The organism is Dysgonomonas sp. UBA7710, assembly GCF_002482385.1.
Classification (GTDB): Bacteria; Bacteroidota; Bacteroidia; order Bacteroidales; family Dysgonomonadaceae; genus Dysgonomonas.
The window spans coordinates 70,921-85,142 of record NZ_DLFW01000024.1; the positions used below are offsets into that span (position 1 = coordinate 70,921).

The following is a 14,222-nucleotide window of genomic DNA, read 5'->3' on the forward strand; positions in this document are numbered from 1 at the left end:
TTATGAGAAAACTATTGTTTGTGTTGTTATTAATTATTCCACTGCTTTCTTTTGCTCAGGAAAAAAAGAGAAAAGTGTTTTGTGAGCTTGTAGGAACCGGTAAGTTTATGAGCAGTAAGGTTACTGTAAAGGTAGACTTTGGGCAAAGTACATCTTTCTGGTATGGAAGCTCTAACCAAGGCTTAGTCGATGAAAAAGGGAAATCTATAGAATTTAATTCTATGGTAGATGCGATGAATTACATGGGGGCTTTAGGATGGGAGTTTGAACAAGCTTATGTAGTTACAGTCAGTAATCAAAATGTTTATCACTGGCTTCTTTCAAAAGAAATTCTTTCAGAGGAAGATATAAAGGATGGCTTTAAAACAAAGGAAGATTTTGATAAAGAAAAGAAAGGGCTTGAAAACAATAAAGAAAAATCGAACAACACTAAGTATTCTGTGCGTAATAATAGATAATATCCACAATTCAAGATATAGATAAAAAAGAACCGGCTTACACCGGTTCTTTTTTTATCTCCTCTATTATCCCTTGCAACTCCTCTATACTATTTGCCTTATATAATCGCCCCCGGTGATCTACCAGGGCCGTTAATTCCTCTTTACTAACTGATGGAGTAAATAGCTCCCATACTTCTACATTTAAGGCACTGGCTATTTTTTCTAATGTCTCTAATGTTGGATTGCCTGATATTTGTTGATTAATACCGGATAAGCTAATGCCTATCTTATCAGCTAGTTCTTTCAATGTGAACCCTTTTTCTTTTCTTATTTCATTGATTCTTAACATACTAACTTTTTATTATTGAATACAAAGATAAGTAAATAATTGAATATACAGTTAGACCTATATGTTTTAATGTTAAAATAAAGTTAAATCTGTATTTATATTTGCAATGATACAGATATAACTGTATGTTTGTATCAAGAAACAAAAACAAACTAAAAATAAACGATTATGAAAGCAACAGAATTAAACAACAGAAACGAAAAAAACGCCGGTAATGCTAAAGACTTTAATAACTGGGCAAAACAAAAAAATGTAGAAGTATTAAACAGCCTTCCCGGAGTTGACCTGAAAGCAGGGCAAAAAGTAACCTATACAAATGATTACGGCGTTAAGTTCGAAGGTTATACTATTCTAGGCTTCTGCACCCCTGACAATGGAAGATGTGTATACCTTGATAAAGATTCTTATTGGTTCCCTGTAGATCCTAAAAATTTAACTATAGAGTGCGAAAATAACAAACAAGCGCAAACCCCTTCTATCGGACAATACGTATTTGACATATACTACAATTGTAAAAAACAAGTGAAAGGCATCGCAAACGGATTGTTTTACATCGGATCCGATCACGAACCGGTACACAGGCACGAATTTATTTTCCCTTTACCAAGATAATCCCCCCCCGCCGTCCAAAGTCGGCAATAAATTGTGATGGGTTGCAGCCCCGGGGCTGCAATTAAACAAACGAGGTTGAATATTAACAAACTAAAAACGATTATGAAAACGACATTGAACAAAACAGAAGCAACCTTATTACACGCAGTGATAACAGGTAGCCCGATAAAGAGCAATAAACGTGTTGATATTGCAAGGGATTCTTTGATGGAAAAAGGCTATTTGCGGGTAAATGAACATAGTATAATAGAACTGAACCTTTGCCCCGATTATTACGAACAGAGAGGATATTAACAAACTAAATATTATCCCTATGAAAGCAAGATTCAAAACAGCATCCGACGTAAAAAGCCAAATCATCCGTATACAGGCGTATACGCATAACACAGGGGTAAGCCCCCGGAGATTTTTTAAAGCTGTGGGCAGGGTTAGTAGCCTAATTCGCCGCCGCCAAAATGCAGATCCTCTACATCCTGATGCACTGGTACAAACTAATGCCTATTTATTGAAATAATCACCCAGGCGTAAGCATTACGCCCCTACATTCAAAAAAAATATGAACACAACAATCTACAAAAAAGGTTCTTTAGAAGGCAAAATAGGCCTAATAAATACAACTGTAGGCCCTAAGTATCTGGCAGTAGGAGCGGTAAAAAGCCGTACGTTCAAGACTTTTGCGGGCGCTGAAAAATTTATGTTAAATATGGGATATACCCGAAAATAAACGCATATGAACCCTATAACCCTATCCATCGGACACACCTACATATATAACACCAATCGGGGCGTTATTAAAGTAAATTACATAGGCCCTTTCCCGGCGATGCCCGGGGGCGACTGGCACGACTTTAAGGTAGAAAACGCATATCAGGACGAAATAATAACCGTATCGGCTCTGTCTGTCGAAAACGGCGATCTTTTGCCCTTGGTAATTGAAAATGAAATATCTCCGGAAGAAAAAAAAATTCCGGAGCCCGGAGCGCCTGATACGTCTGCGCCTGCATATATGGAAAGCAAAAGCATTTTTCCCCCGTCCCTCCCTGATATAAAGGGACTGGATATAGCCTATACAAAAGGCGGCCGCCTGGTAACGCAAAATATCACCGGCACAAGTCTAAGAAACGCCGTATTACATGCCTATTCATACTTATACAAGAAAGCATCGGGGAGTGTATTAGATATCCGTATACATGCCGGTGGCATTATGTTGTATGTAGAAAATATACGCATGTTTACCCCGGTGTCGTTGCTGGATCTACTTATTAATTCAATGTATAACAAAACCGTACCATCATGATAAAACTAAAAGGTGCATTAGATTGGGAATTAACCCGCTTGGGATTAGAACCGGGCGACGTGATAAAAGAGCACTCCACACCCAGCCAAAACGGAGCCGTATATTTTGATCAGTACTACAACGGCTTTAAACAAACCTGTGTAGTCTGGCCCGACAATTACGAAATAATCGATAACAAATAATAAATAACCTATGGAAACAATAACTAGAACCACGACAAAAAAGCCTCTTATCATGCGTAAGGGCATCAGGTTTCGCAGTATGATCGCTTATATACATTCCTATTTCCGGTTCATCAGCGAACTGCAAACAAAGGCTAACGGCCTGAGCCACGGCGACCGCTTCCGTGTGGTGCGTACCAAGTCGGCCGGGTGCGATACACATGTATTCACGGGCGATAAATATACAATACTGATCACTATCCGGCAAAACGAGCCGGAGAAAGGAGCGTAGGCCATGGCGAAAAAAGCAATATTGGAGACCGGTATATCTTTTTCTGAGAGAATGATAACAGTCATTGAAGATTTACAGGCGGGCAATAATGAAAATTTGTTGATGTATATAAACCATCTTGACAAAGTATCTGATATCCTTTTCCGGATGGGTGGAGATATGGAAGCTTCAGAGTCCAAAAATGAAATATTCGGTATGTTACATGAAAATCACATGTTGCGTAAAGATTTGGAGGCTCTGAAAACAACCTGATCACAGAGTAATAAAAAGCGTTTATTAAATATTTAGTTTGTTGGAGTCCCTGCCTGTGAAGGTCGGGGCTTCTTTTTTCAGTTAACAGTAAGCAGTAAGCAGTAAACAGTGATCAAATTTTTTCGAATTTTTTCTCGGAGTACAAAGTGTAGAAGTCTCCCGCATACATATATGGCGAGTAGTATCATTTTTTTTCTGGGCAAAAATTTTTCCGGCAGAAATATTTCTTCTATCTCCGTGTGCATATATGGCAAGAGATGTCATTTTTTTTGTGTGCACATATTTGTGTGTTTTATTTTAAAAATATTATATTTGTATTCCTGCTTTTCAGGAATGAATATGATTTCAATTAATGTTTATAGATAAGGCTTGTTTGTGAAAACAGGCCTTGTTTTTTGTCCTTTCCGCACATCTTCGTGTATCCTATTTTCGCTGCATGGAAGAAACCATCAGCATATCCGAAGCCGTCCGCCTGGCACGTGAAGTTTCACAGCTTCCCGAGCCTCAATGCAGATTTACTATCTGCTTTTTTCCTTATTCGCGGTCTAAGGGTGATGCGTCGGCCCGATTAGTGACTAAAGAGAAATGTACTTTTCGTACCCAGCTGCCTAAAGATAAGTTTGCTGTCGACTCCGACAATTTCTTCCTGTACAGTGATGCCGATGGTAGCCCGAAAGCCTGTTACCGTGTACTGATGCGCTACATCGGTTTTGCCGTCGACAACTATAAACTGAGAAAAATTAAATCCGTATGAGCGAAATATCCACTCTTGGCAACTATGGTCTCTGTATCGCCGAAGATACTGTGACGTCTTTTCAGATCGGCGACCGTCCCATGAACAGCTCCGTACTGAACGATCCGGGCTTTGAGCGGTCCGTCATGCATCCTGTTATTCCTAAGTGGCTCAATGTGCAGGGATATAATGTGTATGCACGGGGCGAACATAACCTGCAATGCGAAGAGCTGGAGTATAACATCAAGCGTAACCGCCTACATCCCCGCCTTATAGATAAACAGGTTAAGTTCCTGTATGGTAAAGGCCCTCACGGATACTATATCACCACAGATAGCGAAGGCACGCTTCAGCGCAAATGGGAGCGTGACCCGGAAGTGTTCCGCTGGCTCGAATCGTGGCAAAGGAACGGGATAGAGGCTTCCTATACCGACTTTGCAAAAGCCCTTATCCGCCGTTTCTATACTTTCTACGATTATTTTGCAAAACACCGTTTCTCCATGGGTGCCCAGTTCGGCATCGGATATCCGATCACCGGGCTCGAACTGGTAGAGAATAAATATTGCCGCCTGGCTACTTCCAAAACGTTCGATGCGCTGATGGAGATACCCGTTTACAGTGATTTCCGTTACGTAGCTTTCGGTAACTGGGGACTGGCCAGTACTAAGTTTAAGATATATCCGCGCTTCGATATCGCCGAGATTCACCGCTACCGGTATGCTGCGATCTCGCATCACAAACAAAGTACCGTAGGCGACTTTTACGGCTGTAATGAAACCTACGAAGGTACTAAGCCGTGGATCCGCGGAGCAAACGATAGCCCCGATTATATTAATTCATTTCTAAAAAACTCGCTTTCGGCCAAGATTCATATCATTATCCCCGATGCATGGATAGTATCGAAGCGAAGCCAGATAAAAGCCATCTGCGAAGAAAACAAGAAGCGTAAGGCCGATAGTAAGCCCCTGCTTACTTACAATAATATAGAGGTAGGTACCGACTATAGCGAATCGTTCCTGGTACGCTATATGAATGCCGAAATAAAAAAGGCTACCGAATTCCTGTCCGGAAAGAATAACCAGGGCAAAAGCTTTGTGTCCTATTCGTTCCGGACCGGAGCAAAAGAAGAAGAGCGCTGGCGCTTCGAAACCATCGATATGAAGTACAAAGAGTATATCGAGGCTATGATCGCCTACGATAAACGTGTCGATGGCGTGCTCGTATCTTCCATGGGTTTAGATCCGTCCATTACGGGTATATCTCAGGATGGCGTTATTTCCAAATCGGGAGCCGATGTGTATTACAATTACATCGTATATCTGGCTTCGCTTACCTCTGATGATGAAATATGCAGCGAAGCCTTCAACTATGCACTTCAGGTCAACTTCCCGAAGAAATATGAAGCCGGTTATCGTATAGGTTACTATCGCGAAATACCGAGCCGTCAGAGCGAAGTGTCTGAGAATAAGAGAATGGATTCGTTGCAAGCTTAAATAATAAACAAGTGGAAGTCATCAAAAAAGGAAAAAATCTAAAAGAAGCATCCCGTAAGAGATGTACATGTAATCGTTGTGGATGCGAATTTGTATATGACAGTTCAGATATACACATCGATCAACGTGATGGAGATTATGTTGTTTGTCCTAATGACTCATGCGGTTTGAGGATAAACATAATATCTGCATTGGAACGCCAAAGAAGGTATTAATCGTAAAACAGTAACCCCATGCCAACACCGATACTCTATCAACTATTTCCGACCCTGGCCGATTTCAGGGAGTCGGCACCGAATGTAGAAAGCACGGCCGATTTCAAAGCATTGAATGCCACGGCCATCTCTACACGCAAAACGATTGTAGGCGTTATATCCGAACCGATATGGAATAAGATCAAAAGCGAGACGGATACTGATGCCCTGATGTATCTGCGTTCGGCATGGGCTAACCGTACCATGTATGCCCAAAAAATATTTGTGGCCGTAAATAACCGTCTCGAAAAGAAAGGCGATACCTACAAATATGAACTGGAGGCTATGAAGCGTCAGTATATCGATAACTACCATAATGCTATGGACTCGTTGTTGCAGATATTGAGTAATGATGCATCATACGACTGGGAGTCTTCGTGGATGGGAAAGCAAATGGCCTCGCTCAAGATAAAATCGGTACTCGATTTCGAAGAATATTACCATATCGATACAGCTTATCTGTATTTCACGCGTACGGTTCCCATTCAGAAAAAGGAGTTGCTGCTTACTTTCAACTCTTACTATGATAAAATTACAGACCGTGAAGATTTACTTCCCAACCTGAACACAGCACTGGTATATACTATCATTGCCCGCACACTTCAGCAATTCGACATTATAGAGCTGCCGCCGACTATCCGTAACTATTTCGATGACAATACCCTTTCACGTAATGGCAAAGACGAACGCGACGCAGTAAACAATATGGCAGATAGTTTCCTGTCTGATGCCGATTCTCTGCTTGGCAATATCGATCTGGCCCTTACCGACGGTACTACAAATGTAGACACAGGCACCGATGTGAACGACGAATCAAACAAGTATTATTTAATGGGTTAATGAAAAATAATATAAACATGAATAGAATTATAAAAAAAATAGCATTCCGACTTGGTTATAGTAAGCATCAGTGCACAAATTGTAAAAAGAATAGTTATCTGCATGAAAAAGATTCAGATGGAATTATAGCAGGTTTCTGTCGGTTTTGTAAACATCCTATATGGTTTCTGCTGTTTTTATTAATTATGGCTTCAGGGTGTAAAACATATAATATTTATATCGTAGAAAATAAGGATATGCCTAAATCTGGATATACAAAATCTGGTTATCTGGAAAACGAAAACAGGTTTACAAAAAGTTTTATAAATGCTGACAGTCTGTTTAACGCCTCTCACAGAGCATCAAAAGGGGCATGGGATAAGGTAAAGCATAAATATTATTGACCGATGGAAAAACGTATCGATCTTGAAATTAAAGGAAAGCCTTATAGTATCCCGAATGCATGGGAAGAGCTGACTCCCGCACAATTTATATTCCTGTCCGGATTACTTCGTCAGTATGCTGCCGGGTTGCTGTCGGTATCGGATGTGCGCTTGCGCTTTGTCGTGTTTGTGCTGGAAATATATATGCGGTATGTTCCTAAAAAACACAGGGATACTATTGCCCAGAACCTTTATATATTACTCTCGAAGGTTACGTTTATTTTCAATATAAAATATCCGGATACCGTATGGAATAATATTTCTCCGGAGCTAAGAAAGATTGCCTGCAAGACGGAGCCTACGGATCTGCCCGATTCTCCGGAGGCGCGTTTGCTCCGCCGATCAGATTACAGCTACGTAGTAGATGCATGCTTTGCCGCTCAGTTGCTTCCATCTGTCAAAGCCGGAGATATTGAGCTGAATGGCTATACGGTAAACACATCATGCGGGCAGTTGTCCTCTTCGCTTACGGCTCGTCAGTATGTCGACGCTTCGGAATGCCTTGCCGGTATAGATAAGAATCGCGATCTTATGCCTTTGCTGGCAGCTACACTTTATCAGCCGGGGGCGTACTCTTCAGTGTGGGCGCACGATAATGCAAGAGTATTAAGTTCTGTAGATCAGTCCATACTCGAAGCTGTAGCGCTTAACTTTCAGGCTTTCGTATTGTTGTTGTTTACCAAAACTCACTTTAGCATCCTGTGGCAAAAGGGAGACAAAGGCAAGGCGAATAAGAATAAACTTTCGGTAGGCCTGAAAGAAGGTATTTATGCCTTATCAGAAGACGGATACGGAGATATAAACACTGTGGGTGATATGCCACTGATTGAATATCTGGAAATATTACGGAAAAAGAAAATCGATGCTGTACGCTCGATGCATAGCGCCGAAATGAAACTAACCGAGATCGCCGAAAAGACGGGGCTGGATATAGAAACTATAAACAAAATAATCTGAGGTAACAATGAGCGTTCTTTGTAAAATATTAGGTCATTCGTATTGGGTCACTTCTGTCGGAGGGTTATTGCATTGTCGAAGGTGTATGAAAAGGAACCCTAAGTTCAATATGCCTGAAAGAGATAGTCCATGTAGAATTTTAATAAGCTTAAAATTATGGTCACATTGATTAAAGATATATTTATGTTTTTTGCCCGTTTTCCACAAAAGGCGGGTGTGTTGGAGATGTTTACAAACGGCCGTTCCGATCTGCCGGAATATACCCAGTGGATGCAGGAAGTTAATAATCTACCGGATAATCCTTTGTTAGGGGATATAAAACATTATGTTATGGGGGTGGATCCCGAAAATGTGGTGTCACGCATAAGTACATTCTCTGATTGCTTTTTATTTGTTGACTACGGACAGATAGAAAATGAAATAGATAGAGTAAACAACCGCCGTGAATCGTGGATTATAGCAATTACTATCGCCTATCCGAGTCGCGATAGTAATAATGACCTGGTAGAAAGGGCTATTAAATCGGATCGGGCGCTCGACCTTCTGTGTCGCCTACGTCATATACTTATACAAGAAGAAAAATGTATCCCCTGGCTGAAAAACTTCCAGGCTGACCATATTATTACTCCGTGGGTGTCGGATGATATGGCCTCTTCTTACGGGTGGACTGTTATCATCCATCGACAGGGCTTTGATTTGTTGCGTGGTAAATAACTCTGATAGTGTTGTTTCGTTTTTCATGGTTAATTTTGTGTTTAATTTAGGTTTATGTTGCCGCCTTGCTTGTGATAAGTAGGGCGGTTTTTTGAGTATTCTTATATTGTGTGTTTTATAATTGTGATAGAATAAATTTATAACAGATTGATTCAATTTTGAAAGGAATATCCTATCTTCGTGAATCTCAATTTATGAATCGATGGAAGATATTACAAAAGTAAATAATGACAATGGAAGCTTATCGTTTGAGGATTTTAAAAATCAAAACGGTATAACATATTGGTGGGCTACCGATTTAATGACTATGTTAGGATATAAAGACCTTAAATCCTTTCAGAAAGTATTGGATAGGACTACTAAAGCATTTGTAGCTTTAAATATACCTCATTATGAAAATATAATTGCAGTCAATACAGAGGATGGTTATAATTTTAAAATGACAAGATTTGCTTGTTATATGGCTGTAATGAATGCAGACTCGAAAAAGACCGAAGTTGCAGCAGCGCAGGTGTATTTTGCGCAACAAACAAGAAAATTTGAGTTGTATTTACAAAATAATGAAGAAATAGAACGAATTGTTATTCGGGAAGAATTGACAGAGGGTAATAAATCATTGGCATCTGTAGCGAAACAACATGATGTTGCCGATTATGCTAAATTCCAAAATGCCGGCTATTTAGGCATGTATAATATGGAATCGTGGAAGTTAGAAAAAAAGAGGAACGTAAAAAAGGGAAAGCTTGCTGATTATATGGGGCGTACTGAATTGGCTGCAAATTTATTCCGTATTACCCAGACTGAAGAGCGAATAAAAAATAAGAATATTACTGGACAGAAAGCATTGGAACAAACTCATTATAATGTAGGTAGAGAAGTTCGTAATATCATTGTAGAGAATGTTGGGAAAGCTCCGGAGAATTTAACTCAGCAAAAAGAACTTCCCAATGTAAAAAAGGAATTAAAAGAAGGCTATAAAAAGATGAATCAAGAAGATTCTCCCAGTGATAAGAAGAAAAGCAAAAAGTAAAATATATTTTTTTGTAGTATAAAAAAGCCCCGCCATCTCCGGCTGGGCTTTTTTTTACTCCACCCTCATACAAACATAATTAATATTTGCATCGTGAAATCCTTCTCCCACTTCTAAGTCTTTCAGTTTGATTTTATACATGAACACAGGGGGTGTTTGAGAGAATTCTTTTATGTATTCAAGGCTCTTTTTGTAATCAGGCCTTTCTTTTCTCTTTTTGGATATAGAATCCAAATCCTTTTGTCTCAGAATAAGATATCCGTAATCTTCCGGATCACGTTCTACGCCGTCTCTAAATTTCATAGCTTACTTGTTGATAGTTTCCGCAAAGGTACCTAATAAGCCATCGTAAACCGAATGAAACATGGTTGAATTATCAACACACTGAATCATTTCTAATAAACGTTTTTTTTGTCCTTTTCTACCCTCTTCTATGCGGCTAAATTAGCCGTATGATAACTACAGATAATACATATACGATCGACGTGCCGCAGATTTTTAATAAGGCGGCCAAGGAGATGACGAGTATACAATCGACTATTGCCGGACGTGATAATGTTAAGCGAACAGGCGCTTTGTCTGCATATATGCGATCAGGGCCGTATAATGTTGCTTCCGGGAGCGATGAAACTACACTTACCATTACCTATCCGATGTATATGCGTTATCTGGATTTGCGCCTTCGTGGGAGAAAGCCCAAGAAAAAGCATACTCCTATCTACAATAAATATCTCTGGGGCTTCCTTATGGGATATATCTACAGCCGTACCCGCGGCGGAATAGCCCGGTTTGTAGCCGAAAAACTAAATAGTAGAACAATCGAAATCTGAAATATATGATAACCAAAGATTTGATAACTCTTCAGATAAAGAGTGAGGGCGTGGATAAAGTCACTATCGATCTGGATAAGCTGGCAAAAGGTATTAAGGAGATCGAATTGGAAGCCAAGGACGCTAAGGCGGGTATTCGCGGGCTTAAAGATGAAAATAAAGCGCTGAAGGAGCAAAACGAAGAGAACGTAAGATTGATAAAACAGTTTAGCACTGAACTTAAGCAACTTCAACAGCAGGGGCAGGGTGCCAGTAACAGGGCCAAACAATTGTCGCAGAATGTACAGAAATTGAATCGGGATATCGATAATAATACTACCCAGATAGATAAAAATAACGCTTCTATCAATACTCTTCAGAATGCAAGCGAAGCCCTAATACGCACTATGAAAATTGAGGACATGACAATGAATCAACTTTCGAGGCGCGCCGAATATCTGCGGGCCAGACTTGGCAATATATCTAAGTCGGCGGAACCTGAGAAGTGGAAAAAATTCAATGACCAATTGATTGCGACTGAGGATCAGATGAAGAAAGTATCCATTGGAGGCGAACAGGTAAAGAATAGATTAAGCCAGTTAGGGAAAGCGGCGCAAGAGGCGGGTAAAACGATAGGTAAAGTATTCCTCTTGATGGCTGCCTATAGTGCGTTGCGTTTCTTTCAGGATCTGGCCGCTAAAACAAGGGAATGGGTTACTGAAGCAAAAGAACTGGCCGCAAAGGCTGAAGGTGTATCCCGGGCCTTTGAGTCACTCGATAAACCTAAGCTGCTGGACCATCTACGCGAACAAACGCGGGGGCTGATAGGTGACTTTGAACTGATGCAGGCAGCTGTGAAAGCTGATAAATATAAAATACCCGTCGACGAGGTCGGGAATCTGTTGGAATTTGCTTCCCGCAGGGCAATAGATATGGGGCAGGACGTTGACGATTTTCAAAAGAGAATTATAAATGGTATAGGTAAACAATCTAAGCTAATTCTGGATGATTTGGGCTTTTCTTCAGTGGAGATAAATAAAGCTATTGCCAAACAAGGTTCATTTGCTAAAGGTGTGATCTCCCTGGTGAATGAAGAACTTGAAAAACAAGGCCCGCGTGCACTTACTGCTGCCGATATGGCTGTGCAGGCTTCTGTGAAATGGCAGAATGCGCAGCTTAAGGTCGGAAACCAATTTCTATGGATAGATAAATTGTGGAGTAAATTATCGGGTAAAATAGCCGGATGGGTAGCTGATTTCGCCGAACGGCAATTGCCTGATATAATGAATAAACTTATAAATCTGTACAATCATTTTGTAACTGCATATAACGGGTCTGAATTACTCAGGGCCTCTGTGTATGGCATTGCCTACGGATTTAAATTGTTGTTTAATAACATGAAGCTGGTTTTTGATTTTGGTATAAATCAGGCCATATTGCTAGGTAAATCTCTTAATGCTGCCCTAAACCCAAGTCTGGACAGCTTACAGGATGCAGCCTTGGCGCAGTTACAATATGCAACACGTAATTTTAAAGCATATGAAGACTATTTAGCTTCTGTCAAAAAAGATACCGAGGATTTTGCCAAGTCAATAAAAGGCAGCAAGCTGGATTATATAACACCCGTTAGCGGTGAAACAATAAATAATACGGGCGGCGGTCCTATTGTGGAAGAAGATAAAAAAGCTTTGCAGAAACAAAAAAAAGAACTTGCTGCCCGCCTCGAGAATCTGGAAAATGCACATAAGGATGAACTGCTTGCCCTTAAGAAGTACGCTTTTGAAAACAATCAGACCGAAGAAGAACTGAAAGATGCTACCCTCAAAAGTGATTATAAATATTATGCCGACAGGATGCAGCTTGTAGGTGATTTTCTGGAAGAGTTTAAGATAAAAGATAAAAAATTCTTAGCGGATATAGGAAAAATACAGGCTGATACCCGAAACTCCCAGTTCGACCTTCTCCCGCAATTCGATGCCAATACATTATCTGAATTGGAACGCCAACGGGATAAGTCTATACAGGTAATTGAAAACTGGTTTGAATTAGAGAAGAAAGCACTGGCTGAACGTAACCTGACGAAAACCCAGTATGACGCCGAATATGAACTTCTCGAACTTGCACGTACCGAAACAGTGTTGGCTATACTGAAAAAGTATGGAGTAAATGTAGAAGCCGCAGAAATACAAAACGGACGTATCAAAGCCGAAGCTCTGCGTAAAGCAAATGAAGAGATCATAAAGCAGGAAGAGAAAGCAGTTTCGGACCGTAATGCTCTAAACTTGAACCGGTCTGAAAGAAATTATGATATACGTTCATCTTATGGGCTGGTATCGCAGGGAGAGAATAAGAATCGTGAGAAACGCGCACTACAGGCTGAACTGATGGCCGGAGTGATCGATTATGAAACCTATCAGAAAGCGCTTTCCGTACTTAATAAAAAATACGAAGACGAACGTTTACAGGTAAAAGAGCAATATGGACTAGCAACTGTTGGTGAGCTGTATAACATGGAGTTGGAGAATCTAAGGCTGCAACATGAACAAGGCTTACTTTCTGAAGCAGAATTCGAGGAAGCCAAATTCCGGCTGAAGATGGAATATGGCGCCAAATGGGTAGAAGAGCAGAAACACTGGCAGGAAAAAGCTTCTAACCTTGTCTCTGCCCTGATGGAAGCCGAAACAGCCAAACTAGACGCCGAATATGATGTGCGTATAGCTGCCGCCGAAGGCAATACAGAAGAAACCGAGCGACTCGAAAAAGAAAAGGCCCAGAAGAAGCTGGATATAGAAAAGAAATATGCCGATGTGCAGTTTGCCGTAAAAGCTTCGGAAATAATAGCCAATACCGCTGTTGCTATAATGACGGGATATGCCCAGCTGGGGCCTATTGCCGGTACTGTAGCGGCTGTAATGTTGGGAGCTACGGGCGCAGCACAGTTAATCGCCGCCAATGCCGAACGCCAGAAAGTTAAAAATCTTACTCTTGGCGGGTCCTCCGACAGTTCAGCAAAATACGATCGCGTGGTTACCCCGGGTAAAGAAACGGGCGGATACATAGATGTAGAAAGGGAGCAGGATGGCAAACCGTTTACAGCACTATATGATCCGGAAAAGCGTGGATATGTCGATAGTCCCACAGTAATTGTCGGAGAAGGCCCTGCCGGCAGGAATAGGGAATGGGTAGCAGGCAATGCGCTGGTGGAAAATCCGACTGCGCGGCCTATTATCGATTTGATGGATAAGGCGCAAACGTCCGGACATGCCAGCACTATAGATATGAATAGATTGATACGTGCACGTATGGCAGGATTCGAAACAGGCGGATTTATTGCAAAACCGACAGGGATAGTAAATACTACGCGTCAGAGCAATGCTGCAAATACCGGCGGCCAGGACGCGTTGGCTTCCGTTCTTGGAGAGGTGCGCACACTTCTTGCTTATTTGAGTGCTAATAAGATACAGGCCAGTGTGAATTATCAGGAGTTTAAAGATGTAGAATCCAAAATGACCGATTATCAAAATTTCGGAAATAAACACTGATTTGCTAATATCCAAATATTGAAAT

The 14,222-nt window shown here is 40.9% G+C and carries 20 protein-coding genes; 18 read left to right on the forward strand and 2 right to left on the reverse strand.

What is annotated here, in order from left to right; all coding sequences use genetic code 11:
• Nucleotides 1–2 precede the first annotated feature (2 nt).
• Nucleotides 3–458: a hypothetical protein gene (locus B3317_RS08170; RefSeq protein ID WP_291110468.1), complete on the forward strand. Its 456-nt coding sequence runs from the start codon at nt 3–5 to the stop codon at nt 456–458.
• A 37-nt stretch (nt 459–495) separates the two neighbouring features.
• Here B3317_RS08170 and B3317_RS08175 read toward each other — a convergent pair whose 3' ends face one another.
• Nucleotides 496–789 carry a helix-turn-helix domain-containing protein gene (locus B3317_RS08175; RefSeq protein WP_291110470.1) on the reverse strand — a complete coding sequence of 98 codons (294 nt, stop codon included), beginning with the start codon at nt 787–789 and terminating at the stop codon, nt 496–498.
• 168 nt (nt 790–957) lie between these two features.
• Between B3317_RS08175 and B3317_RS08180 the strand changes: the two genes are divergently transcribed.
• The 15 genes from B3317_RS08180 to B3317_RS08250 all read left to right on the forward strand — a co-directional run bounded on the left by B3317_RS08180 (nt 958) and on the right by B3317_RS08250 (nt 9,846).
• A complete protein-coding gene (locus B3317_RS08180) occupies nt 958–1,401 on the forward strand; it encodes a hypothetical protein (RefSeq protein WP_291110472.1) in 444 nt (147 codons plus the stop codon).
• A 102-nt stretch (nt 1,402–1,503) separates the two neighbouring features.
• Nucleotides 1,504–1,695, forward strand: coding sequence for a hypothetical protein (locus B3317_RS08185; protein WP_291110474.1), 192 nt, complete (start codon nt 1,504–1,506; stop codon nt 1,693–1,695).
• A gap of 19 nt (nt 1,696–1,714) precedes the next feature.
• On the forward strand, nt 1,715–1,915 hold the full coding sequence (locus B3317_RS08190) for a hypothetical protein (protein ID WP_291110476.1): 201 nt from the start codon (nt 1,715–1,717) through the stop codon (nt 1,913–1,915).
• A 42-nt stretch (nt 1,916–1,957) separates the two neighbouring features.
• Nucleotides 1,958–2,125 (forward strand): hypothetical protein, encoded by a 168-nt coding sequence (locus B3317_RS08195; protein WP_291110478.1) that lies wholly within the window; start codon nt 1,958–1,960, stop codon nt 2,123–2,125.
• A gap of 6 nt (nt 2,126–2,131) precedes the next feature.
• Nucleotides 2,132–2,698, forward strand: coding sequence for a hypothetical protein (locus B3317_RS08200; protein WP_291110480.1), 567 nt, complete (start codon nt 2,132–2,134; stop codon nt 2,696–2,698).
• On the forward strand, nt 2,695–2,880 hold the full coding sequence (locus B3317_RS08205) for a hypothetical protein (protein WP_291110482.1): 186 nt from the start codon (nt 2,695–2,697) through the stop codon (nt 2,878–2,880). The genes B3317_RS08200 and B3317_RS08205 overlap by 4 nt, the downstream gene beginning before the upstream one ends.
• Nucleotides 2,881–2,890: 10 nt before the next feature.
• A complete protein-coding gene (locus tag B3317_RS08210) occupies nt 2,891–3,151 on the forward strand; it encodes a hypothetical protein (RefSeq protein WP_291110483.1) in 261 nt (86 codons plus the stop codon).
• Nucleotides 3,152–3,154: 3 nt separating this feature from the next.
• Nucleotides 3,155–3,403: a hypothetical protein gene (locus tag B3317_RS08215; protein ID WP_291110486.1), complete on the forward strand. Its 249-nt coding sequence runs from the start codon at nt 3,155–3,157 to the stop codon at nt 3,401–3,403.
• 436 nt (nt 3,404–3,839) lie between these two features.
• A complete protein-coding gene (locus B3317_RS08220) occupies nt 3,840–4,157 on the forward strand; it encodes a hypothetical protein (protein ID WP_291110487.1) in 318 nt (105 codons plus the stop codon).
• Entirely contained in the window at nt 4,154–5,629 is a 1,476-nt protein-coding gene (locus tag B3317_RS08225; protein WP_291110489.1) for a hypothetical protein, read from the forward strand. The genes B3317_RS08220 and B3317_RS08225 overlap by 4 nt, the downstream gene beginning before the upstream one ends.
• Nucleotides 5,630–5,862: 233 nt before the next feature.
• Entirely contained in the window at nt 5,863–6,723 is an 861-nt protein-coding gene (locus B3317_RS08230) for a hypothetical protein (protein WP_291110491.1), read from the forward strand.
• Nucleotides 6,723–7,106 (forward strand): hypothetical protein, encoded by a 384-nt coding sequence (locus B3317_RS08235; RefSeq protein WP_291110493.1) that lies wholly within the window; start codon nt 6,723–6,725, stop codon nt 7,104–7,106. The genes B3317_RS08230 and B3317_RS08235 overlap by 1 nt, the downstream gene beginning before the upstream one ends.
• A gap of 3 nt (nt 7,107–7,109) precedes the next feature.
• The gene (locus B3317_RS08240; protein WP_291110495.1) at nt 7,110–8,102 is read left to right on the forward strand and encodes a hypothetical protein; all 993 of its coding nucleotides are present in this window, start codon (nt 7,110–7,112) and stop codon (nt 8,100–8,102) included.
• A gap of 156 nt (nt 8,103–8,258) precedes the next feature.
• Nucleotides 8,259–8,816, forward strand: coding sequence for a hypothetical protein (locus B3317_RS08245; protein ID WP_291110497.1), 558 nt, complete (start codon nt 8,259–8,261; stop codon nt 8,814–8,816).
• A 202-nt stretch (nt 8,817–9,018) separates the two neighbouring features.
• Entirely contained in the window at nt 9,019–9,846 is an 828-nt protein-coding gene (locus B3317_RS08250; protein ID WP_291110499.1) for a BRO family protein, read from the forward strand.
• A 54-nt stretch (nt 9,847–9,900) separates the two neighbouring features.
• On the opposite strand, the gene B3317_RS08255 is transcribed toward B3317_RS08250, so the two are convergent.
• Entirely contained in the window at nt 9,901–10,149 is a 249-nt protein-coding gene (locus B3317_RS08255) for a hypothetical protein (RefSeq protein WP_291110500.1), read from the reverse strand.
• A 149-nt stretch (nt 10,150–10,298) separates the two neighbouring features.
• On the opposite strand from B3317_RS08255, the gene B3317_RS08260 reads away from it, so the two are divergent.
• Together B3317_RS08260 and B3317_RS08265 are read left to right on the forward strand one after the other, a co-directional pair.
• Nucleotides 10,299–10,676, forward strand: coding sequence for a hypothetical protein (locus B3317_RS08260; RefSeq protein WP_291110502.1), 378 nt, complete (start codon nt 10,299–10,301; stop codon nt 10,674–10,676).
• A gap of 5 nt (nt 10,677–10,681) precedes the next feature.
• Nucleotides 10,682–14,197 (forward strand): hypothetical protein, encoded by a 3,516-nt coding sequence (locus tag B3317_RS08265; RefSeq protein WP_291110504.1) that lies wholly within the window; start codon nt 10,682–10,684, stop codon nt 14,195–14,197.
• Nucleotides 14,198–14,222: the final 25 nt, after the last annotated feature.